The following is a 23,067-nucleotide window of genomic DNA, read 5'->3' on the forward strand; positions in this document are numbered from 1 at the left end:
TTTAGCGGGCTTTTTGCTTTATATCTGATAATCAATGACCGCCTCATCCGACTCCATCACCTGGCGCTTAATATCTTCGACAGACAGCCCCGCATTACACAACTCAATAAACCGCCAGACGTAGTTGCGCTGTAACTGTCCGCGTTTCAGCCCCAGCCAGACGGTATTGGCATCAAATAAATGTCGGGTATCAAGACGCGTCAGCGCCCCCTCTTCCTGCTCGCCGCTGGATTGCTCGGCGACTAATCCAATCCCCAGCCCCAGAGCAACGTACGTTTTGATCACATCAGAGTCCTGAGCGCTCAGAACAATATCCGGCAACAACCCTTTGCGGGAGAAGGCTTCATCAATACGGGAACGCCCTGTAATGCCCTGACGATAAGTAATTAGCGGCCAGTGCGCGATCGCTTCCAGCGTCAGTGGCGAGGTCTGCACCAGGGGATGATCGCGAGGTACTAATAAACTGTGGTGCCAGCGAAACCAGGGAAAGGCCACCAGCAACGGATCATTACTCAGACGCTCACTGGCAATGCCGATATCCGCGCCACCGTTTTGCAACAGCCCCTCTATCTCCTGCGGCGTGCCCTGAATAAGCTCCAGTCGGACTTCCGGGAAAATCTCGCGAAAGGCTTTGATCACTTCCGGTAAACTATATCGCGCCTGGGTGTGCGTCGTGGCAATGGTCAGTACGCCAGATGTATCATTGGTGAACAGGTCGGCCAGTCTGCGAACATTGCTGGCCTCATTCAGGATGCGCTCGGCAATGACCAGCAGCGCCTTACCCGGTTCTGTCATCCCGAGCAGGCGCTTGCCGCGCCGGATAAAAATTTCAATACCGAGCTCATCTTCAAGCTCGCGAATATGCCGACTCACTCCCGACTGAGAGGTATAAAGCATATTGGCGACTTCAGTCAGGTTGTAATCCTGACGGGCCGCCTCGCGGATGATTTTAAGTTGCTGGAAATTCACGCTTCGCTCCGAAGACATCAGACATGACGCTATTGTTAAAGTCTGAAGCCCGGCATAACAAATAATAAAAACCTGCATCTTATACCGCGATGGAATAACGCCTAGCTCACCAGCAGAAGTTCACGGTTTTCCAGCATAGGGCGGCTCACCAGCGACATCAGGATCTCTTTCACTGCCTGTGCCTGCGGTGTCAGACTCCCCCTCGCCGACATATTCAGCGACAGCGGTAAACTCATCGACGGCGTGGTGATACGCGCCATCCAGCCATTTGCCGCACCGCTTAACGATCGGGCTGCCGACTCCGGTAACACCGTCACCCCCATCCCACTGGCGATAGCCGCTGTTAATGTCGCGATGGATTCTATTTCGCCAATCACTTTTGCGGTCAATCGGCGTAAGGAAAAGGCTTCATCCACGCGCGAACGAACGGCGCTATAGTCGCGAGGAAGGAAAAGGTTCATCTCCGCAACCGCCGTTAAATCCACGCTCGGCCCAGGGCAATCCCGGGTTCCCACCAGAAAAAGATCTTCTTTCAGCAGCGGCTGGCTGGTAATACCGGCCACCGGAGAACGCTCGTAAAGAACCGCCATATCAAGTTGGCCGCTGAGTAATTTATCATTCAGCACCACCCCGCTGTTTTCATGCAGGTAGACCAACACCTCTGGCAATTCCACCCGCACGGCCTGTAGCAGCGGCATCGTCACCGACGAAGCGGCCGTTCCCGGCGCCAGACCGATCGACACCTGCCCCCTCAGCGTTTGCCCGACGTTATTAACCGCCAGCTGTGCCTGTTCACACTGACGCAAAATCGTTCGCGCATGGGTATACAGGATTTTTCCTGCTTCAGTCGGCGTCACGCCGCGCTTTGTCCGAATCAATAATTGCTGATCCAGTTCCCCTTCCAGCGTAGCGACCTGCTGGCTGAGTGCGGGTTGCGCAATGTGTAATACTTCCGCGGCCTGCGTCAGGCTACCGATGTCGACGATTTTCACAAAGTATTTCAGTCGTCTGAAGTTCATTTTGCCTCCTGTCAGGAATACCAGTCATGATACTGGCTGTCATGTTATGGAGGATTTTGCAAAAGGCTTGCCAGTTTCTGGCCGACGCTGATTTTTATGCTAACCTGCTGTCAAATAAGAGAATGTGATTACAAGACAACGTTTTTAACGTTAACAACAGTTTCCGATCTGCCCCATAAGAGGTACGTTTGCACCAGAATGGCGCAAAATAGTGGCCGAATGAAAGATCATCGCTTTGTTGATTTTGTCAGCAAACGAACGCGCAATCGCATTTCACCCTTTGACAATGATCGTGGGCGTCGTTAATATGCGCCCCGTTCACACGATTCCTCTGTAGTTCAGTCGGTAGAACGGCGGACTGTTAATCCGTATGTCACTGGTTCGAGTCCAGTCAGAGGAGCCAAATTTAGAGAAGCCCGCTTTTTAGCGGGCTTTTTGCTTTTCTGTACTCCGAACAACCACAATCAGGTATACATTCCAGCCGCTTACCGTTTCTGGCCGTCATATTGACGACGTTCTGGCGAGCAACACAATAATAAACAAACCGCCAATACCCGCCGTAATAATGCCGACAGGCAGTTCCTGCGAGGTCAGCAACGTTCGGCTGACAATATCGCCGCCGCACAACAGCACAGCCCCCCAGACACCACAAAGAGGCAGTAAAAGCAGATGCTTAACGCCAGAAAAGTACCGACACAGATGTGGCACCATCAGCCCAACAAAGCCGATCACTCCCGTCAGTGCCACTAAGAAAGAGGTCGCCAGCGCGCAGCACAGGAAAATTTCCATCCGCAGTCGGCTGACGTTAATCCCCAGCGATAACGCCGTCTGCTCACCGGCCAGCATGCCATCCAGCGCACGCCATCGCAGCAGAATAAAAGCGCTCAGTAATATCAAGCTCAGTAAGGCGAAAGGCAGATTGCCCCAACTGGCTAATCCCAGGCCGCCCAGTGACCAGAACAGCACGGAACTGGCGGCACGTTGATCGCCAGAAAAAATGAAATAGCTGGTTAACGCGCCAAACAGAAAGGAGATAGCAAGCCCACTGATAATTAACTGCTCAGCCCCACGTTGCTTTTTGAAGTGGAACAGTAATATCACCGCCATAGCGGAGCAGATCCCACCAACAAATGCCGATACGGGGAGCGTCAGCGTGCCAAGCTGATTGCCGAATCGGGTAATGACCAGTACCGCGCCCGCCGATGCGCCCGATGACAGCCCAAATAAAAATGGATCGGCAAGATCATTACGTGTGGTGGTCTGCAACAACGCGCCCACTATCGCCAGCCCTGCCCCTGTAAGTACAGAGAGGAGCGTCCTCGGCACGCGTAAATCAATCACAATTCTGCTGACCATATCCGATACCGGCACATCTGCAATCCCTATCGCCCCCAGCACCTGCAACAGCGATAACGAAACAGCGCCTTTGGCAATACTGAGTAACATTAATCCTGCCAGTACCACCACCGCGCTCCACATCGCCCAGTAGTAACGGTACGAAGTGAAACTCATTGTGCAGCCGTCTGATACATGGCCCGAGCCAGTTTTTCTACTGCTTTGACATTCGCAGGGCCTGGCGTCAGTTCAGCATATTGCAGCTTCAGATAACGTTGGTGTTTCACCGCTGGCGTGAGTTTCATCAACGGGTGATTTTCCAGGAAGTGACGAAGCTCATCAGCCCCACTTCCCGTTTGATAATCCAGCAGAATGATAAAGTCCGGCTCAGTGGCAGCCACACTTTCCCAGGAAGTTGTGCCCCAACTGATATCCAGCGCCTCCATCGCATTTTTACCACCAGCCGCTTCGATAATGGCGTCAGGCATCGCATATTTCCCGCTGGTAAAAGGTTTATCCTCTCCCGAATCATAAACAAACACGTTTAATGGCCGGGCTCCTTTCGGTGGTTTGGGCAGCGCCTCCAGCGTCTTTTTCCAGCGATTAACCAGCGCCCGAGCGTCATCTTGCTTACCAAAAATCTTCCCCAGCGTCAGTACGTCATTATAAAGTAGATCCATACTGGCTTTACGCTTATGCGCGGCAGTAAAGACGCAACTTTCGCTCAGAACAAAAGTCTTGATGCCATATTTATTGAGTGAAGAAGGCGTCACTTCCCCCCCTACTTTCATGCCATAATTCCAGCCTGCGAAAAAGAAATCTGGATTAACCGCCAGCAATGTTTCCAGAGAGGGATATTTCGGTGCCAGTTCAGGGATCGACCCCATTGCTTTTTTAAATTCCGGCGTCATTTTGTACCACCCGCTGATACCGGTCAGACCGACGATACGATCCTGTAAATTCAGAGCGAACGCCATTTCAGACATATTAAGGTCATTAATAATCGCTCGCTTTGGCGGTTCCGTGAACGTCACGGGTGTTCCACAACTCTCTATGGTGACAGGAAAATCCGCAGCCTCTACTGCCGATACCGACAAAATAGCAACCATGCCTGCAAGCAATTTTTTCATCACAATCCTCAGATATTTATTATGCATAGCCAGGAACTTCAAAAATACGTAACGCTTTCCCCGTATCAGGGTGTGGTACGGTAAAGCAGGTCAACCCAAAAACGGGATAAAGGTTTTCAGACACCAGCACACGCTCCGGTGTGTCGCAGAGCACCATTCTTCCCTGCGACAGAAGAAGAACGCGGTCAGCAAAAGATTCAATCAGCGACAGATCGTGCAATACCGCCACCACCGTTATCCCCTTGTTTTTCACCAACGAAAGCAGTTCCACCCGACCGGAGGGATCCAGATGGTTGGTTGGCTCATCAAGCAGCACCAGGCTCGGCATCTGAGCTAACACCCGCGCCAGCGCCGCCCGCTGCCTTTCTCCGCCAGAAAGCGCAGACAGCGACCGCTTTCGCAACGCCAGTAATCCCGTCTCTTTAATGGCCTTCGTCACGATGGCATCATGCCTGTCGCGTGGTGCATCCCGGGCGTGCGGGATACGCCCCAGCGCCACATAATCCTCAAGAGCCAGCCTCAGATCGGGCGTATCATTTTGCGCCAGAACGGCGATCTGCTTTGCCCGCTGCTGCCGCGACAGCGCCGAAACAGACCGGCCCAGTAGCTGAATATCGCCCTTCTGAAGGGGGAGTTCCTGACTTATCGCCCTCAGTAAAGACGTTTTACCGCTGCCGTTAGGCCCAATAACGGCCAGGCATTTCCCTTCCTCAACCTCAAAGCGAATTGCACAAAGCAGTTCTCCGCCTCCGGGCCGCTGTAGCGACGCAATATTGACGCTTAGAGCACTCGCCGGGTGATCACTGGATGCGACGAATTGCACAATACTTAACCTCTTCCATGATCGAACCACTAAACAGATATGTTATATCATAACAATTAGCGTTAACAACCCTGAGATACAAGGCGATTTCAACCGGGCTCCGTACTATTTTTCATCTTGCCCGCGCGTGACGGATAAAATCATTTTCTCTTTCCGTCTGTCGCGGTAGTCTCATAAAGGCCGTTAATATGTCGGCAGCAATATGAGTCATCATTTCTCCATACTAATAACTAAAAAAACAGCACAGACAGGATAACTATGGATTCCACCCTCACCTCCACGCGTCCCCAGGATGAGACGCCTTCGCTTAATCGCGCGCGCCGCGCCGCATTAGGAAGCTTCGCTGGCGCAGTCGTCGACTGGTACGATTTTCTGCTCTATGGCATCACCGCTGCCCTGGTGTTTAATCGTGAATTCTTCCCGCAAATCAGCCCGGCGATGGGTACACTCGCGGCGTTTGCCACCTTCGGCGTTGGCTTTCTGTTTCGCCCTCTGGGGGGTGTGATCTTCGGCCACTTCGGCGATCGTCTGGGCCGTAAGCGTATGCTGATGCTGACCGTATGGATGATGGGTATCGCTACCGCACTGATTGGCATCCTCCCTTCTTTCGCCACTATAGGCTGGTGGGCGCCGGTATTACTGGTGATATTACGGGCTGTTCAGGGTTTTGCCGTCGGTGGCGAATGGGGTGGCGCGGCATTGCTGTCGGTTGAAAGCGCGCCGGAGAACAAAAAAGCGTTTTACAGCAGCGGCGTTCAGGTGGGTTATGGCGTAGGGCTGCTGCTCTCGACCGGTCTGGTCTCGCTGATCAGCACGCTGACGACCGATGAACAGTTTCTGAGTTGGGGCTGGCGCATCCCATTCTTGTTCAGCATTATTCTGGTGCTTGGCGCCTTATGGGTGCGCAATGGCATGGAAGAGTCCGCCGAATTTGAACAGCAGAAGCAGGAAACACCACCGGCGAAAAAACGCTTGCCGGTTATGGAGGCGTTGAGCCGCCACCCTGGCGCATTTCTGAAAATCATCGGCCTGCGCCTGTGCGAGCTGCTGACGATGTATATCGTCACCGCGTTCGCCCTGAACTACTCCACCCAAAATCTGGGCCTTCCGCGTGAGCTTTTTCTAAATATCGGTCTGCTGGTGGGGGGACTAAGCTGCCTGACGATTCCCTGCTTTGCCTGGCTTGCGGACCGCTTCGGTCGTCGGCGCGTCTATATTACAGGTGCCTTAATCGGTACGCTCAGCGCATTCCCGTTTTTTATGGCGCTTGAAGCCCAGTCAATCTTCTGGATTGTGTTCTTCTCCATCATGCTGGCCAATATTGCTCATGATATGGTGGTCTGCGTACAGCAGCCGATGTTTACCGGCATGTTCGGTGCAGGTTATCGCTACAGCGGTGCCGGAGTCGGTTACCAGGTCGCCAGCGTCGTGGGCGGCGGGTTCACTCCCTTTATCGCCGCCGCACTGGTCACCTTCTCCGATGGGAACTGGCACAGCGTTGCCATTTACCTGCTGGCAGGCTGCCTGATCTCTGCCGTTACGGCGCTGTTGATGAAAAATAAACCACACGTCTAATCCCTGTACGGGGGCCATCTGGCCTCCGTCTGTTCTTACGCAACGTCTGACTTTTGTTTCACATTCCTGTGACATACTATCGGGAGAGCAGTACACCTGTGGAACAAGGAGACAGACATGAATAATAAGGGCGCCGGCCTGACCCCGTCTCAGGCGCTGGATAAACTGGACGAACTCTACGAGCAATCGGTTCAGGCTCTGCGTAACGCAATTGGCAAGTATGTTGAAAACGGGGAACTTCCAGACATTACAGCCCGAAATAATGGCCTTTTTGTTTACCCATCGCTTTCCGTCTCCTGGAGCGGCAATGCGACGAATCCCCCCAAGACCCGCGCCTATGGCCGCTTTACCCATGCTGGCTGCTACACCACAACCATCACCCGTCCTGCGCTGTTTCGCCCTTACCTTGAAGAGCAATTAACGCTGCTGTATCAGGATTATGACGCGCATATCGCGGTTGAACCGTCCCATCATGAAATTCCGTATCCTTATGTCATTGACGGTTCCGAGCTGTCGCTTGACCGCTCCATGAGCGCCGGATTGACGCGCTTTTTCCCCACCACTGAACTGGCGCAGATTGGCGACGAGACCGCAGACGGTTTGTTCCACCCCGGTGAGTTTTATCCGCTCTCTCACTTCGACGCGCGCCGTGTCGATTTCTCGCTGGCGCGACTGCGTCACTACACGGGGACGCCAGTTGAACATTTTCAGCCCTTTGTTCTGTTTACCAACTACACCCGCTATGTAGACGAATTTGTGCGCTGGGGATGCAGCCAGATTCTGGACCCGGACAGTCCCTATATCGCACTTTCCTGTGCTGGCGGGATCTGGATCACCGCAGAAACCGAGGCTCCTGAAGAAGCCACCTCCGATCTGGCGTGGAAAAAACACCAGATGCCAGCCTGGCACCTGATTACGGCTGACGGCCAGGGGATTACGCTGGTGAATATTGGCGTCGGGCCGTCAAACGCCAAGACTATTTGCGATCATCTGGCGGTACTGCGCCCGGACGTCTGGCTGATGATTGGTCACTGCGGCGGCCTGCGTGAAAGCCAGGCGATTGGCGACTATGTGCTGGCGCACGCCTACTTACGTGACGATCATGTGCTCGATGCCGTACTGCCGCCCGATATTCCCATCCCCAGCATCGCAGAAGTTCAGCGCGCACTGTATGACGCCACAAAAATGGTGAGCGGTATGCCTGGCGAAGAGGTTAAGCAGCGGCTGCGTACCGGTACGGTCGTCACCACCGATGATCGTAACTGGGAGTTACGCTACTCCGCCTCCGCATTGCGTTTCAACCTGAGCCGCGCCGTCGCCATTGATATGGAAAGCGCCACAATTGCCGCCCAGGGCTATCGCTTCCGTGTACCTTACGGCACGCTATTGTGCGTTTCCGACAAACCGTTGCACGGTGAGATTAAACTTCCCGGCCAGGCTAACCGTTTTTATGAAGGTGCGATTTCGGAGCACCTGCAAATCGGCATTCGCGCCATTGATCTGTTACGCGCAGAAGGCGATCGCCTGCACTCACGTAAACTGCGCACATTCAACGAACCGCCGTTCCGTTAAGGCATGAAGGTGTCTATGAGCAACCCAACTCCCCTTTCCGCCCTGCGTAATCTCCTGATTGCACAGGGGCTGGATGGCATGATCGTTCCTCGCGCCGATGCTCATCAAAGCGAGGACTGCACGCCACACGATAATAAACTGGCCTGGTTAACGGGCTTTAGCGGTTCTGCCGGACTGGCGTTAGTGCTTCGCGACCGCGCATTGCTGTTTGTGGATGGCCGCTACCAGGTTCAGGCCCGCGCCGAAGTCGATCGTAATGATTTTGAAATTCATCACCTGCATAACGAGCCGCTTGCGGAGTATTTGCAGGAACAGGTTGCCTCCGGCGCACGTATTGCCTTCGAACCTCTGCTGATGGTCAACAGCCAGTTTGAGACACTCTCAGCCACCCACTGCGAACTGGTGGCGTTAGACAGCGATCCGTTCGACGTTGTATGGCAAAACCGCCCCGCCGCCCCCTGCGGCATCATCCGGGAAATGCCCGTTGAAATCAGCGGTGAACGCAGCACGCAGAAACGCGCGCGCATTCTCGACGAACTGGCAAAACAGCAGGCGGATTACCTGCCGATCACCCTGCCGGATAATATCGCCTGGATGCTGAACGTGCGCGGCAGCGACCTCAACATGGTGCCTGTTCCCTTCTCGTTTGCGTTATTGCACCGCTCGGGAGAACTGGAATGGTTCGTTGATGAAAAGAAAACTCAGCAGTTACCTGCAAGTTTGCTCAGCACGCTGACCATTTCCCCGCCGGGTGAGTTCCTTGCACGCTGTCAGCAACGCGCGGCCGGGAAGCGTTTCCTGGTTGATAAAGATTTCGCCCCGGTCGCCCTGCGCTTCGCTATTGAGCAGCATGGCGGTGACGTCATCTGGTCAGCAGATCCGATTACGCTGATGAAAGCGCACAAGAACGAAACCGAGCTGGCAGGATACCGCGAATGCCATGAGCAGGACGGCGCCGCCTGGGTTAATTTCCTCGCCTGGCTGGCGCACGAAGTGCCGCTGCGTGAAGCCGCAGGCAATCCAATAACGGAGCTGGAAGCCCAGGAAAAACAGCGGGCTTATCGCCAGCAACAACCGGGATTTCTTGAGCAGAGCTTTAACACCATTTCTGCATCGGCAGGCAATGCCGCCATGTGCCACTATCATTCAAGCGAGAAAACAAACGCGCCAGTCACAACCCAGGAGATGTACCTGAACGATTCGGGCGGTCAATATCAGAATGGTACGACAGACACGACCCGTACCCTCGCATTTGGGCCGCAGGAGCCGCAGCGTCGGTTACACTACACCGCTGTGTTGAAGGGCTTTTTGTCGCTGATTACCCTGCAATTCCCCAGCGGAACTCAGGGACACCAGCTTGACGCCTTTACCCGCCGGGCGCTTTGGGATCTTGGTCTGGATTACGATCACGGTGCGGGACACGGCGTAGGCCATCAGCTATTGATTCATGAGCAGCCACACCGTATCGCCAAAAAAGTGAACCCCTGGCCGCTGGTGGCGGGCAACATCATTACGATAGAGCCGGGCTATTACCTCGCCGGACAATACGGTATCCGCATTGAAAATCAGGTCGAAATTATCGAAAGCCGCCCTGGTTTCTGCAAATTCTCCACACTGACGCAGGTGCCGATCGACTTAAGTCTCGTGGAATTGCATCTGCTTAGCGAGGCAGAAAAACTGTGGATTGATGAGTACCATCAGCAGGTAAGAGAAACATTATCCCCTCGCGTAGAAAGCAACGCCCGCCCGTGGCTGTTCGCCGCTACCGCTCCCATACGGGTGCGCGCAAATTAACCCTGTATGCTGAAAACCAAAAGCCCGCTAAAAGTGGGCTTTTTGGGTAGAGGGTCGGGTTTGTGCCAGGAGCGGACATTGCTAAGTTCCCGCTGGAGTATTTCTCAAGACCGAGTCATGGGAAAGAACATCGATGATCCTCGAAACACATTCATCACTGGATAATCTGCTCGAGTCTAGAATGAGGTGTTCTCTGTTCCATGGTTCATAAGTCAAATCGGTGACATCTTTCCAGGCAGGGTTAACCCCTCTACTTCAGACACTCTGGTTTCTACTCGTTTACGATGTTCTATCTTATCGGAGCATATAATCTCAATTTCTAAAAAGCCGGTTCTTGCAGATAAAGCGATTTCTCGATAGGCATCACGGATTAACGCCAGTAGGTTGACTGAGTCAGTGATTACTGTTGCTCCTAATAGCAGATTCTCCCTGGCGAGTGAGTAAGCAACAAAATAACCGGCAGGGCCCATTTCACGGTCACCTTCTTCGGCTTTGAGTATGGCTTGCTCAATCGTGTCAATTCGCAAGTAAAATGCGCTTAACTGCTTTGCCAAAGCCTGAGCGATCGTGCTCTTCCCGCTGCCAGGCAAGCCACTGAAGATGATTAGCATAACGTGTCCTTTAAATGATGAAACCCTGCAGTATTAAAACACAGCAGGCCTTAGATTGTGGGGTTTCGCATCGCAGCGATATGACAAGTGAAGAGTATTACTGCTCATGTTAATACCAGGCGCATCCGCTCCTCGCTCTTAGCTGACATGATTGATCGGGAAAATCTTCCGCACATATCTCCCGACTGTAACTATAAAGCACAGGTTTAAGCTCAGAAAATTTTGGTTTATTAAGTATGGATAAATGCGTAACTTGTTGATTTATACTAAGTGTAATATTGCGGATACACCAGCACGGAAAGTTAACGTGTTGACAATAAATTCGGTATCGAAAACCGTGTTAGGTACAACTCTACCGAGGTTCAAATTCCTATCTCTCCGCTATTATTCAAGAAGTTACCCTTCCTGTTGATAGTGACACATACCGTTGAGAAAAAATGGGAAAAACCAGTGAGAAAAAATAGCGCCAGAGTAATGACTGACGCTACAGTGTTAATCACATTTTTATGTTCAGGGTTGAGCTTATTTTTACCTTTCTGTCGTATACGAGAACCTGAGATTCATGGATGTTATTTGGTCTTTTCTTGTACTTCTTTTTCAGCAGCTTCAACATCACGATACCAGCGAGGATGATGTTTCTTAGCCCACCGTCGACTGACTTTTCCTTCGATCATGCCGGTGATGGAGCCTTTCACCCAGAACGCCATATACATATGAATCAAAATAGCGTGGATCAGCACGATAGCCGCAGTTGCGTGAATCAATAAACTCCAGCGAACGACGACGATTGGAAAATAATGGGTAAAGTAAGGTCGCCAGATAATGACACCCGTCACCAGTAGTACAAAGATCAGGCTCATGATGCTCCAGAACATCATTTTCTGTCCGGCATTATATTTCCCGACATCCGCGACTTTATGTTCATTTCCTTTCAGTACCTCGACAATACCTTTAATCCATGGAATATCTTGTTTATCAGGGATATTGTGATGGACAAAACGGACGAACATAAACATCAGTACGACGAAGATCAGCACGCCAAAGAAGGGATGCAATATCCTTCCCATCTGCGGTGTACCAAAGGTTTCGGTCAACCATTGCAGAGTAGGGAAGAACAGAGCGATACCAGAAAGCGCTACCAGAAAGAAACTGATTACTACTGTCCAGTGACAGGCACGATCAATGAACTTCGTTCTCAGGATCATTTTGCTTTTACTCATGAGCGTTTTCCTCATCATCTGTCTCTTTGTTGGGCCCAATCCCTACATAGTGGTAAATCAGCCCAGCAAAGGTAGCGATAAATCCAGCAGCGGAAAGCGGTTTGAGGATCCCTTTCCATAGATTCACCGGGGTAGCAATATGCGGATCGTTCGGTAAGTTATGGTAAAGTTCCGGCTGATCGGCATGGTGCAAGACATACATCACATGAGTACCGCCCACACCTTGCGGGTTGTACACACCCGCGTTGGTGTATCCGCGTTTTTTTAGTTGTGTTGCACGGGTTTCCGCTACGTTCAGCATCTCTTTCTTGGTGCCAAACTGGATGGCACCTGTCGGGCAGGTTTTCACACAGGCTGGTTCCTGGCCGACGCTGATCCTGTCCACACAGAGCGTGCATTTATAGACACGATTATCTTCAGGGTTCAGCCGTGGGACATTAAACGGGCAACCGGCAATACAGTAACCACAACCGATACAGTGCTCAGACTGGAAATCGACGATACCGTTGGCGTACTGGATGATTGCTCCTGCAGACGGACATGCTTTAAGACAGCCAGGATCCGCGCAGTGCATGCAGCCATCTTTGCGGATCAACCATTCCAGCTTCTCATTCTGGGTGGTTTCGCTAAAACGCATCACAGTCCAGGATTTGGCACTGAGATCTGTAGGGTTGTCATATACACCGTTGCAATATCCGACGTCATCGCGGATGTCGTTCCATTCGGAGCAGGCTACCTGACAGCCTTTGCAGCCAATACAGGTCGTGACATCAATGAGTTTTGCCACTTCGGCACGAAAATCCCGTGCATGCGGCGGTGGAGTAATATTGTTGGTTGCAGAGCGTTTAATAATATCTTGTGATTGCATAGCCATTAGATCCTCCCTTACGCTCGCTCAATGTTAACCAGGAATGCTTTGTATTCTGGTGTTTGTGAGTTGGCGTCGCCGACGGATGGCGTCAGCGTGTTAGCGAGGAACCCTTTGCGTGTAGCCCCTTCAAATCCCCAGTGGCATGGGATCCCAATTGTATCCACCTGCCTGCCGTCAATTGTCAGCGTTTGCAGGCGTTTGGTTACAACGGCTTTCGCTTTGATAAAACCACGTTTGGACATGACCTTCACTGTGTCGCCTGCCGTAATCCCCTTCTTGCTCGCCAGCGCTTCGCCAATTTCGACGAACTGATCAGGTTGGGCGATGGCGTTCAGAAGAGCATGTTTAGTCCAGTGACGGAATAGCTCGGTAATCGAGTAAGTGGTCGCGACGTATGGGAAAATGTCAGATTTGCCCATATTAGCGATATCTCCAGGGTAGATGCGCGCAACCGGACTGGAAACAACATCCGGATGAAGCGGGTTGGTACCAATAGGTGATTCAATGGGTTCGTAATGTTCCGGGAATGGCCCGTCGTTCATTTTGTCGAGAGAAAACAGACGTGCGACACCTTCCGGATTCATGATAAAGGGCCCAACGTTACTGCCCGGAGCGGCCTGACTGTAGTCCGCCACATCCATTCCGGTCCATTTATTACCGTCCCAGTGTAGAAGGGCCCGTTTGACATCCCATGGCTTGCCGGCAGGGTCAGCTGAGGCGCGGTTGTAGAGAATTCGGCGATTTGCCGGCCAGGACCATGCCCAACCTGGCGTACAGCCCAGACCATACGGATCGCTGTTATCGCGATTGGCCATTTGGTTACCTTGCTCGGTCCAGCTTCCACAGTAGACCCAACAGAAGCTGCTGGTCGAGCCATCATCACGAAGCTGAGCAAAGCTGCTCAATTGTTGACCTTTCTTCGCGATCAATTGCCCTTTATCATCGTAGAGGTCTGCCAGCGCTATTCCGTTGGCTTCGCGGGCAATTTCTTCCGGATGTGGGTCATACGGGTCTTTATAGTTCCAGTTGATGCTCATAAGAGGTTCTGGATTCGCACCGCCTTCCTGTTGGTATAGCTCACGCAGACGCATAAACAGACGGCCGAGAATTTTGCCATCATGCAACGCCTCACCCGGCGGTTCGGCCGCTGCCCAATGCCACTGTAACCATCGTCCAGAGTTAGCAATTGAACCGTTCTCTTCTGCAAAACAGGATGACGGCAGGCGGAACACTTCTGTCTGGATATCTTCCGGTTTAACCTCGTTCATTTCGCCGTGGTGCTGCCAGAAGTTAGATGATTCGGTAACCAGTGGATCGATAACCACCATATACTTCAGCTTCGAAAGTGCGCGGGACGATTTGTTTTTATCGGGAAATGCAGCCAGTGGATTGAAACCCTGAACGATGTAGCCGTTTATTTTGCCTTCCAGCATCAGCTCGGCCTGAGTCATCACGTCATAAAGACGATCCCATTTAGGCAGCCAGTCATAACCCCAGCTATTTTCCGCAGTTGCATGATCACCCCAGAAGCTTTTCATCATGCTGACAAAGAACTTCGGCGTATTCTGCCAGTAGTTCACTTCATTTACGCCCAACGCAGGTGGGGTAATTTGCGAGATATAGGTCTGATAGTCCGGCTGTTTTTCGGAAGGCAGCGGCATATACCCGGGGAGGTTGGTCGACAGCAGGCCAAGGTCAGTATAGCCCTGAATGTTTGAGTGGCCACGCAGGGCGTTTACGCCACCGCCAGCCATACCAATATTGCCCAACAGCAGTTGCAGCATTCCGGCCGCACGAATGATCTGCGCCCCGGCAGAATGGTGTGTCCAGCCCAACGCGTACAGAATAGTCGCGGTGCGGTCAGGTACGCTGGTGCTGGCGAGAATGTCGCAAATACGATTGAAGTCCTCCACCGATGTTCCGCACAGGCGACTCACCATTTCCGGGGTGTAACGATCGACATGAGTTTTGAGTAAATTCCAGACACAGCGGGGATGACTCAGCGTTTCATCACGCAGGGCATTTTCCTGCTCATCAAGCTGATAGAACCAACTCGATTTATCATATTGCCGTTTTTTAGGGTCATAGCCGCTGAATAATCCGTCATTGAACTGATAGTCTTCGCGGATCAGTAGAGCAGCATTGGTGTAATGGAGTACGTATTCGTACTGTACGCGCTTGTGTTTCAGCAGATACCGAATGACACCCAGCAGGAACGCGGTATCCGAACCCGCACGGATCGGTGCATAGAGATCGGCAACAGCGGCGCTACGGTTAAAACGTGGGTCGACCACCACAACGGTGGCGTCATTTTTGGTCTGTGCTTCAACCACCCATTTAAAACCAACCGGGTGAGCTTCAGCCGCGTTGCCGCCCATAATCAGCACCACGTTGGCGTTTTTAATATCCACCCAGTTGTTGGTCATTGCGCCACGACCAAACGTTGGTGCCAGCGCAGAAACGGTTGGACCATGGCACAGACGAGCCTGGCAGTCGATGGCGACCATCCCCAGGCTACGGGTAAATTTGTCGTCGAGGATACCGGTTTCATTGCTGGCTGCCGAAGAACACAGCATGCCTGTGGTCGTCCAGCGATTGACGGTCACACCCTGCGCGTTTTTCTCGATGAAATTAGCATCGCGATCATCCTTCATTAACCGCGCGATACGGTTGATGGCATCATCCCAACTGATACGTTCCCATTTATCAGAACCAGGGGCGCGATATTCGGGATACTGCAGGCGTGTTTCACTGTGAATATAATCCAACACGCCAGCACCTTTCGGACACAAAGAACCGCGGCTGACCGGATGATCAGGATCACCTTCAATGTGGTAGATGCTTTCTTTGACGTTTTTAGCTGTATCGCCAAGACTGTACATCAGCATGCCGCAACCTACTGAGCAATAAGTACAGTTATTACGAGTCTCTTTTGCTTTTAAGAGTTTGTACTGACGTGTTTCCGCATGAACGGAAAAAGATGATAAGAATCCGAGAGATGCAACAGTTGTTCCTGCCATACCACCCGCGCAGATTCGAAAGAACTGCCTCCGGCTGAGCTCCATTTTTTCTCCAGCTTAAACTTAAGACATGAAAAAGTTCAGTTATTGTAAGGTTAAATCGAATGATAAACCATTAACTTTTAGTGGTTATTGACATGATGAAATATTGTTTTTTTGATCTCGAGGGGGATTGCCAGGTAAAGAGTTGAACTGATATCTGATGATGGAGAAGCGCTAGAAGGGTTGGCGCTGGATGGTGTCGAACTATTGGGCATCGTGACATACTTCATCAACCGTAGGAGTAATGATAATTGCCCGGTGATCTGACATCGATTCGCGTCGGGATAATACCCCCGGTTTTACCGCAACAATACCTCGCATAAAAAACCAGCATAACAGGCTGGTTCTTAAGGGGAATTTTGGTCGGCACGAGAAGATTTGAACCTCCGCCTCCTGGCACCCTATAATGGAGCTGAAGGCTGCTATGTGCCAATAGCGGACCTTACCCACTGCAGTATTTACCTGACTGAGATCCATTCAGTAATGGTTAACGCCAACGCCTCAGGCTGTTCGAACGGAATCATATGACCGCAATCCTTGATGGTTCTCAACGATGCATCAGGTATGGCATCGACCAGCTCCTCTGCTTCCTGCATGGAACGGATGGCGTCATCTTCACTGGCAATAACCAGTGTGGGACAACCTATCGTTGCTGAAGGAATACCTTGTCGGGTTAAGGTCGATTGCGTAATGAAGGCTTCAAATCCGAGACAACGTCCCATTTGCTGGATAGTTGAAATCATATCCCGATCTGATGCGTTTAGGGGGTGCAGTGACCGGGCAATAGCATAGCTGCTCAGCCCCTTAAACGTTGCGGGTGACAATGACTGCACGCTTTGCCACTTTGATTCCGCCTCTAATGGCGTATCTTCCCGTAACGAACTGGCAATCAGTACCAGGGACTCCACACGATCCGAAAAATCTGCAGCAAACTGCCGGGCAATGTACCCTCCCAGTGAAAAACCTATCAACGTAAATTTGTCTGGCAGACAGGTACTCATATGCTGCGCGATATCATGGAGGGTTAGTCCTCCGGTTACGGAAGCATGATGAACAATACAGTTTGCTGGCAGGTATGTTTCAAATTCACGCCAGAGCATTTCATTCAGCATATACCCGGGAATTAAAACGATCGTTCGTGGCGTTAGACTCATAGCACTTGCTTAAATGTATCGGAGAATTAGCTCAGAACGGTTTAAAAATATCTGACCAGGGCTGAAACGACAATCCCAAGGGTGATAGCAATTAAAGGTCTTTTAAAAACCAGCATCACGACGGCCGTGGTCAATAATGCCATCTGAGCGCCTTTGTCGCCTGTGAGGGCAACGGGGGCTAAAATCGCCACGAGAACGGAGCCTGACATCCCCTGAATAAAGGCTTTTATTCGGTTATTAAAAGGCACAAAAGACATAATCCAGACACCACCCCATCGGGTAACGAGGGTGACCAACGCCATAACAAAAATAATAATAAGAGGTCCTGTGCCTACCGTCTCAATACTCATTTTTTCTCTCTCATGATAATTCCAGTAATACCTCCGGCGAGGGCTCCAGCGATCACATGACTATTTTCTGGTAACCATTTATACGCTATCAGCGAGGCACTGGCCGCTGCGGCCCAGATAATCCACATCCTCAGGTTTCTTTCCCCTTCGAACACCATAGAAAGGAGAAAACACCCCATGACCATATCAAGACCAGCGCTTTTGGGATCCTGGATAACGCTCCCGAAATACAGTCCTGCCAGGGTTCCTGCTCCCCAAAAAAGCCATAACGCAAGACCGCCACCAAAGAGTAATCCCAGCCCCGCGCTTCCCCTGCTGAATGCCTGTATGGACATGGCCCAGTTAGCATCGGAAACGACCATCATGATCCCGTAGCGTTTAGCGGGTGTTAACGCGCGCAACCACGGGTATAAAGTGGCCCCCATTAACAGATGCCTGGCATTAATGGCAAAAACGGTGGCGATAAGGGTTAATACAGGAACCTGATCGGTCCAAAGCTCTAAGGTGGCGAATTGAGCATAACCGGCAAAAACCAGCAAACTCATCATTGTCGCCGACGTCGGGTCCACTCCTTTCTGCGATGCGGCCAGGCCAAAGGCTGCACCCAAAATAGCGACAAACAGTGAAACCGGGATAAGCTGCCGAAAACCATCCCATATCAGCGAATGATTAAGTTGAGACAAATCGGGCTGGTGATGCGTCATCCGGGACCTCATGAACTTCATAACAGTGAAAGCAAACAGGGGGCCACTATGACAGTGTTGTGGAATCGATAAAAACGCATAATAATTGATGTTAATATTTGATTACCGAATGCAAGGCTCAAAGGTGCATTATCAAGACCTCCAGATGGACTGGCTTAAATGTTTTGTCGCGGTAGTGGATGCGGGATCGCTTTCGGCTGCGGCACCTGAAGTCCATCGCTCACAATCTGCGGTCAGCATGCAACTTAAAAAGCTGGAATCTGCATTAGGGTGTCAGCTATTACTTCGCGGTCCTCGTCAACATCAACTCACGTCTGAAGGTCAAAAACTGCTGGGATATGCCCGAAGGATACTCGACCTTCATGCTGAAACGCAGGCCGCATTTCACGGTAAGGAGTTAACAGGGCGTATTCGTCTGGGGGTCCCTGATGACTATGCAGCAAAATACCTTACCCCTGCGCTGAAGAGATTTGCCCCTAACTTTGGGTCAGTCGAGATCGAACTGAGCTGTGAGCAATCAACGTCTTTAATTCCCCGCGTTGAGGTCGGCGATCTCGATTTGGCACTGGTTTCCCGGGAACATCCCAACCAGGGCGCGTTACTGTTTTATGAACCGATGGTGTGGGTGGGTTCTCCACAGTTTGAGGTCTGGCGGCGCGATCCATTACCCATTGCGGTTTATGAAAGTACAAGCCTTGCTAAACGTAGTGCTATCAACGCATTAGCACTGCAGGGGCGGAGATATAAGGTGGTGTATAACAGCTCCAGCCTGTCAGGGCAGATTACCGCAGTGGAAAGTGGACTGGCTGTTGCGGTGCTGACCCAGTGCAGCGTGCCGCCTCATCTGCAAATTCTTGGCAGTGAACATCTTTTGGGGCCTCTTGAACCCATGGAAGTCTCATTGTTCAGAAGCCGTACTTCCCAGGGTTCTCCTGCAGTGGATAGTTTGTACGATTTGCTCCTCAGGACATTACGGGTCAGAAAAGTTGAAAGTTGAGACGATTTTTAGGTGCCTCAACGTCCGCTCATCGCTCATAGCAGACTGTTCACTTACGTCAGACTGTTTTGCGTCAAAACGGACGCTACGATTAACCATTTTCTGCCTCTGGCGATCTTAATCGGCTCATAATTCGAGCCGATTAAGATACATGATTACACCGTCGGGATGGTGCCGCCATCTATCACATATTCGGTGCCGGTGATGGTGGCAGCATGAGATGACGCGAGGAAAGCAATGAGCTTCGCCACCTCAATGGGCTTTGACGGACGACCAAGAGGAATACCCCCGAGTGCATTCATGATGATTTGCTTACCGCCTTCGTAATCCGTTCCCGCCTGCTTCGCCAGTCGCTCTGCCATCGCTACCGAAGCTTCGGTTTCGATCCAGCCGGGCGCAACACGAACCACACGGACCCCCTTCGGGGATACCTCTTTCGACAGGCTCTTGCTGTACGCCGACAGCGCAGCTTTTGCCGCCGCATAACCGGTGGTCGATTCCGGTAACGGCAGTTCACGCTGGATAGAGGTGACGTGAATGATAACCCCGCTGCCCTGCGCCAGCATCCCTGGCAGCAGCGCACGATCTAAGCGTACCGCTGGCAGCAGATTAAGGTTGAGTTCCTGCTGCCACTCCGTTTCGCCCAGTGCTGCAAAACCACCTCCAGGTGAGGTAGAACCGCCCGCAACATGGATGATGGCGTCGACACCGCCCAGATGCTTCTGAACGGCTTCAGCTACTGAAGCACACCCGTTGACCGTGGTCAGGTCCGCCGCCACGAAGGCGTCGGCGATACATTCTGTGGGCGTATGACGCGCGGTGGTTAACACCCTGGCACCCAGTTGCTTTAATAATCCAACGACCGCTTTGCCGACGCCTTTGGTGCCGGCAGTAACCAGTATGCGTTTGTCCTGAAAATCAAGATCTAACGACATCAGATAATCTCCAGTGTGTTGATCTTGCCGCCGACCAGGCCGAAAGCATGCTTAAGCACTATCGGGCTGCCGGGAAAATTACCGACGACGTTTGAGGTGACTGTCACCCGGTGGCCTTCGGTGAGGAACTGAACCGGCTCAACGCTGTAGTCAAACGCGGCCTGTGCGGCACGTTGCCATGCCTCGATCGCTGCGTGTCCCTTATGCGTTTTACCTTCGTCTGTCACGACAGCATCGGCGGTAAAACAGTGCTTAACGTTGGCAATATCTGCTCCGTTGCTGATCGCAAAATAGTCAGAAATAGCGTGCGGTAGGGCTAATGACATGGCGCTTTACTCCCGTTGTTTACAGTACAGGAATTTTCAACATAGACTGTGAAATTGACAAGTACGCACGAAAAAGTGAGCAACTGAATTATGAGTAAGTTATACACTCCAGAATCTGCCGCAAGCGGCGTGGAGCATGTGCTGCGACTGCTGGAAGGTCGCTGGAAATTAATTATTCTTTTTCATCTGTTCGATGGAAAGGTACAGCGCTATTCCGATTTTGAAAAACTGATCCCGGGTATTTCACAGAAGATGCTGGCTCAGCAACTGCGACAACTGGAAGCCGACGGCATAGTATCACGCACGGTGTACCCTCAGGTGCCGCCGAAAGTGGAATATCGCCTGACCGAGTGGGGGCAAGAACTGTGCCCGGCCCTTGATGCAATGCTGAAATGGGCGGAAAAACGCGAGGATTAGTTGTCACCAGGGCCTTTTTGTCGTGAGCGAAAATCACTGATATCTGGTTTTCGCTCAAATCGGACATGGTTATGCCGAACCTCTTGTCCGGCGTACACCGGGGGCAATGACGATATATTTGGATGGGTTACATCTGGAATGACGTGTAAATACCTGCGTACCATTCCCGTAGCATTAAACTGCCTGAGTCATCACCGATTTAAACTGCGCATGCCACATGTCGTAAAATTTTCCCCGACGGCTTATCAGCGCAGTGAAGTCCCCATTTTCGATGACCTCTCCAGCAGACATCACGATAATCCTGTCGAACTCTTTTATATTACCGAGCCTGTGCGTCACTGCGATCACGGTTGTGTTCAGGGCCAGAATATCATTAAACAGCCGGTGCTCAGTTTCAGGATCGAGTGATGAAGAGAACTCATCAAAAATAAACAGATTGGCCTTTCGGTATAGCGCCCGTGCAATCGCGAGCCGCTGCCACTGCCCTATAGAGAGTTCATCGCCGCCGAACTGCTTGCCCAGCCGGGTATGCTGGTCATACGGAAATCCTACCTTTTTCAGCAATTCATCAACCGCTGGCGACGGGGTTTCTGCATCATAATTATTCAGGGCAATGTTTTCGCCCACCGTGAACTCGTATTTTCCGTAATCCTGAAACACGGTGGCTATCTGGTTCCGGTAACTTTCAATATCCAACCTGTCGAGCGGCACGCCTGACACAGACACCGCCCCCTCACTGAAGGCGTACATACGCAGGATCATTTTAATCAGAGTTGTTTTTCCGCTGCCGTTCTCACCGAGAATAACGACCTTTTCACCGGGGGCAATTTCAAGGTTAACCCCATTCAGGGCTGGATGATTACGCCCCTCATACTGAAACCGAAGTTTGTGAATGCTGAGGGCAAAAGGTGTTTCGGCGGGTAAGGTAAGGTGCCCGTTTTTCACCGGTTCAATCTTATCCGTCATAAACGCATGGTAGCGGGTGAAAAAACTGCTCATGCTGACGAGATTCGAACCATAATTGGCTATCTCGTCGAGGTGCGATTTCATCATCACAATGGACTGAAACACCATCACCAGCGCGCTCACGGCAATATCACTGGTGCGTAAGTTGTTTAAAAAAAGAGTTACCCCGACGAACAGCATAGTCAGGCTCAGCATCATGGCTGGCACAGGCGTGATTAGCGCGCGGATGCGCTGTTTGTGCATGCGATTATAGGTATTGCGAGCGGACGCATTGAATTTAGTCAGCAGATATTTACCAAGACCGTAAAGCCGGATCTCCTGCAAAAAACTCTTGTCCATACTGACGCCATATACGTAGCGCATCGCAATCGCATCTTTAGACGTGAAGAATAAATCCCGCACGTATCTCTGCTGGATATGCATATTGATGGCAATCATCGGTATGGCGGAAAGCGCACAAATGGCCGCCCCTGCTCCTGAATAGTTGATCAGAACCAGCAGCAGACTGCCGGCCATGACGATTGCCCGGATAACGTAAATGATACAGATGATGAAATTAAGTGGTCGATACGCCGCTTCTTTTTTCAAATATTCCAGTTGCTCGTAACGCTCCTTATTATCAAACAGGCTCAGGGAAAAGGAGTCGTTCATACGGCACATAATCTTAGCGCTGAAGTGATTGGTCGAAATCTCCGTGACATCCCCCTGAACAAGATTGACCAGAGGCTGCATAAGCTGCATGCCAAGGAGTGAAACACACCAGACCGCAACGTTCAGCATCAGATCGCCGTCGGTGGTTTGCACTGCATGCAGCGTGTTGATTATTTGGCCGGTCATAAAGATGTTGAGGGCCGGTATCAGCCCCTGAAGCAACACAACGACGATAAGTGCGGTAATACGAAGTGGGCATGACGCAAAGACGTACCTGATAGCCAGTAGCACTGACGACCTCCCTTGTTGCAGTAGCCATAGATCGTGTGAGTCGCAGATCATGATAGATGAGAATGGCACTCAATTGCATTAATGGAATGTAACAGTGAACTGGGTTGTGAAGTAGACGTTCTCTCCCATCTCTGGCCATCGGCCAAATGCAATCGCGACTTCCCCTCCCCCAACGGCCCCCTGGTCTGATGGACATTTATCACCCAAACTTAAGCCAAAGACATGGTCTGCGTGGGCATTGTGCTTTACACTGCGCGCTGTAAAAACTGAGTAGATAAACGATTAACCAGGCGGT

20 protein-coding genes and 1 tRNA gene are annotated in these 23,067 nt (G+C 51.6%); 6 read left to right on the forward strand and 15 right to left on the reverse strand.

The window, feature by feature from the left end; all coding sequences use genetic code 11:
- Positions 1-18: 18 nt before the first annotated feature.
- Both cbl and nac read right to left on the reverse strand, forming a co-directional pair.
- A complete protein-coding gene (gene cbl / locus OGV79_RS17540) occupies positions 19-969 on the reverse strand; it encodes an HTH-type transcriptional regulator Cbl (RefSeq protein WP_024130225.1) in 951 nt (316 codons plus the stop codon).
- 101 nt (positions 970-1,070) lie between these two features.
- A complete protein-coding gene (gene nac / locus OGV79_RS17545) occupies positions 1,071-1,988 on the reverse strand; it encodes a nitrogen assimilation transcriptional regulator NAC (protein WP_286468749.1) in 918 nt (305 codons plus the stop codon).
- A gap of 327 nt (positions 1,989-2,315) precedes the next feature.
- On the opposite strand from nac, the gene OGV79_RS17550 reads away from it, so the two are divergent.
- A tRNA-Asn gene (locus OGV79_RS17550) sits at positions 2,316-2,391 on the forward strand.
- Between the two features lie 98 nt (positions 2,392-2,489).
- Here OGV79_RS17550 and OGV79_RS17555 read toward each other — a convergent pair.
- Genes OGV79_RS17555 through OGV79_RS17565 form a run of 3 tightly spaced genes read right to left on the reverse strand, consistent with a single transcriptional unit; the run spans position 2,490 to position 5,276 of the window.
- Complete coding sequence (locus tag OGV79_RS17555) at positions 2,490-3,500, reverse strand: FecCD family ABC transporter permease (protein ID WP_012131823.1); 1,011 nt, start codon at positions 3,498-3,500, stop codon at positions 2,490-2,492.
- A complete protein-coding gene (locus tag OGV79_RS17560) occupies positions 3,497-4,453 on the reverse strand; it encodes an ABC transporter substrate-binding protein (RefSeq protein WP_110494096.1) in 957 nt (318 codons plus the stop codon). The genes OGV79_RS17555 and OGV79_RS17560 overlap by 4 nt, the downstream gene beginning before the upstream one ends.
- Before the next feature lie 19 nt (positions 4,454-4,472).
- Positions 4,473-5,276, reverse strand: coding sequence for an ABC transporter ATP-binding protein (locus OGV79_RS17565; RefSeq protein ID WP_258869214.1), 804 nt, complete (start codon positions 5,274-5,276; stop codon positions 4,473-4,475).
- A 258-nt stretch (positions 5,277-5,534) separates the two neighbouring features.
- Between OGV79_RS17565 and shiA the strand changes: the two genes are divergently transcribed.
- From shiA to OGV79_RS17580, 3 genes are all read left to right on the forward strand, one after another.
- A complete protein-coding gene (gene shiA, locus OGV79_RS17570) occupies positions 5,535-6,851 on the forward strand; it encodes a shikimate transporter (protein ID WP_012131820.1) in 1,317 nt (438 codons plus the stop codon).
- Positions 6,852-6,968: 117 nt separating this feature from the next.
- A complete protein-coding gene (locus tag OGV79_RS17575) occupies positions 6,969-8,423 on the forward strand; it encodes an AMP nucleosidase (RefSeq protein WP_012131819.1) in 1,455 nt (484 codons plus the stop codon).
- Positions 8,424-8,438: 15 nt separating this feature from the next.
- Entirely contained in the window at positions 8,439-10,217 is a 1,779-nt protein-coding gene (locus tag OGV79_RS17580) for an aminopeptidase P family protein (RefSeq protein WP_115609158.1), read from the forward strand.
- Between the two features lie 212 nt (positions 10,218-10,429).
- On the opposite strand, the gene OGV79_RS17585 is transcribed toward OGV79_RS17580, so the two are convergent.
- The 7 genes from OGV79_RS17585 to OGV79_RS17615 all read right to left on the reverse strand — a co-directional run bounded on the left by OGV79_RS17585 (position 10,430) and on the right by OGV79_RS17615 (position 18,189).
- Positions 10,430-10,828, reverse strand: a complete 399-nt coding sequence (locus tag OGV79_RS17585; RefSeq protein ID WP_306414159.1) for a P-loop nucleotide/nucleoside kinase family protein — start codon at positions 10,826-10,828, stop codon at positions 10,430-10,432.
- A gap of 569 nt (positions 10,829-11,397) precedes the next feature.
- Entirely contained in the window at positions 11,398-12,048 is a 651-nt protein-coding gene (gene fdnI, locus OGV79_RS17590) for a formate dehydrogenase-N subunit gamma (RefSeq protein ID WP_058669333.1), read from the reverse strand.
- Complete coding sequence (gene fdxH / locus OGV79_RS17595; RefSeq protein WP_047462820.1) at positions 12,041-12,922, reverse strand: formate dehydrogenase subunit beta; 882 nt, start codon at positions 12,920-12,922, stop codon at positions 12,041-12,043. Before fdxH ends, fdnI begins: the two co-directional genes overlap by 8 nt.
- A gap of 11 nt (positions 12,923-12,933) precedes the next feature.
- The gene (gene fdnG / locus OGV79_RS17600; RefSeq protein WP_072025323.1) at positions 12,934-15,984 is read right to left on the reverse strand and encodes a formate dehydrogenase-N subunit alpha; all 3,051 of its coding nucleotides are present in this window, start codon (positions 15,982-15,984) and stop codon (positions 12,934-12,936) included.
- A gap of 455 nt (positions 15,985-16,439) precedes the next feature.
- Positions 16,440-17,135, reverse strand: a complete 696-nt coding sequence (locus OGV79_RS17605; RefSeq protein ID WP_230010611.1) for an alpha/beta fold hydrolase — start codon at positions 17,133-17,135, stop codon at positions 16,440-16,442.
- Between the two features lie 41 nt (positions 17,136-17,176).
- A complete protein-coding gene (locus tag OGV79_RS17610) occupies positions 17,177-17,485 on the reverse strand; it encodes an AzlD family protein (protein ID WP_047462811.1) in 309 nt (102 codons plus the stop codon).
- Positions 17,482-18,189 (reverse strand): AzlC family ABC transporter permease, encoded by a 708-nt coding sequence (locus OGV79_RS17615; protein ID WP_286468750.1) that lies wholly within the window; start codon positions 18,187-18,189, stop codon positions 17,482-17,484. Before OGV79_RS17615 ends, OGV79_RS17610 begins: the two co-directional genes overlap by 4 nt.
- Positions 18,190-18,334: 145 nt before the next feature.
- Between OGV79_RS17615 and OGV79_RS17620 the strand changes: the two genes are divergently transcribed.
- Complete coding sequence (locus OGV79_RS17620; RefSeq protein WP_225622019.1) at positions 18,335-19,186, forward strand: LysR family transcriptional regulator; 852 nt, start codon at positions 18,335-18,337, stop codon at positions 19,184-19,186.
- A gap of 155 nt (positions 19,187-19,341) precedes the next feature.
- On the opposite strand, the gene OGV79_RS17625 is transcribed toward OGV79_RS17620, so the two are convergent.
- Both OGV79_RS17625 and OGV79_RS17630 read right to left on the reverse strand, forming a co-directional pair.
- Entirely contained in the window at positions 19,342-20,121 is a 780-nt protein-coding gene (locus OGV79_RS17625; RefSeq protein WP_058669334.1) for an SDR family oxidoreductase, read from the reverse strand.
- Complete coding sequence (locus tag OGV79_RS17630) at positions 20,121-20,447, reverse strand: nuclear transport factor 2 family protein (protein WP_047462801.1); 327 nt, start codon at positions 20,445-20,447, stop codon at positions 20,121-20,123. The genes OGV79_RS17625 and OGV79_RS17630 overlap by 1 nt, the downstream gene beginning before the upstream one ends.
- Positions 20,448-20,537: 90 nt before the next feature.
- Between OGV79_RS17630 and OGV79_RS17635 the strand changes: the two genes are divergently transcribed.
- Positions 20,538-20,864 carry a winged helix-turn-helix transcriptional regulator gene (locus OGV79_RS17635; RefSeq protein ID WP_012131813.1) on the forward strand — a complete coding sequence of 109 codons (327 nt, stop codon included), beginning with the start codon at positions 20,538-20,540 and terminating at the stop codon, positions 20,862-20,864.
- Between the two features lie 174 nt (positions 20,865-21,038).
- Here OGV79_RS17635 and OGV79_RS17640 read toward each other — a convergent pair whose 3' ends face one another.
- Complete coding sequence (locus OGV79_RS17640) at positions 21,039-22,772, reverse strand: ABC transporter ATP-binding protein (RefSeq protein WP_161799995.1); 1,734 nt, start codon at positions 22,770-22,772, stop codon at positions 21,039-21,041.
- Between the last annotated feature and the right edge of the window lie 295 nt (positions 22,773-23,067).

The sequence above is a fragment of the Citrobacter sp. CK185 genome (assembly GCF_030333565.1).
In the GTDB taxonomy this organism is placed as follows: Bacteria; Pseudomonadota; Gammaproteobacteria; order Enterobacterales; family Enterobacteriaceae; genus Citrobacter_B; species Citrobacter_B koseri.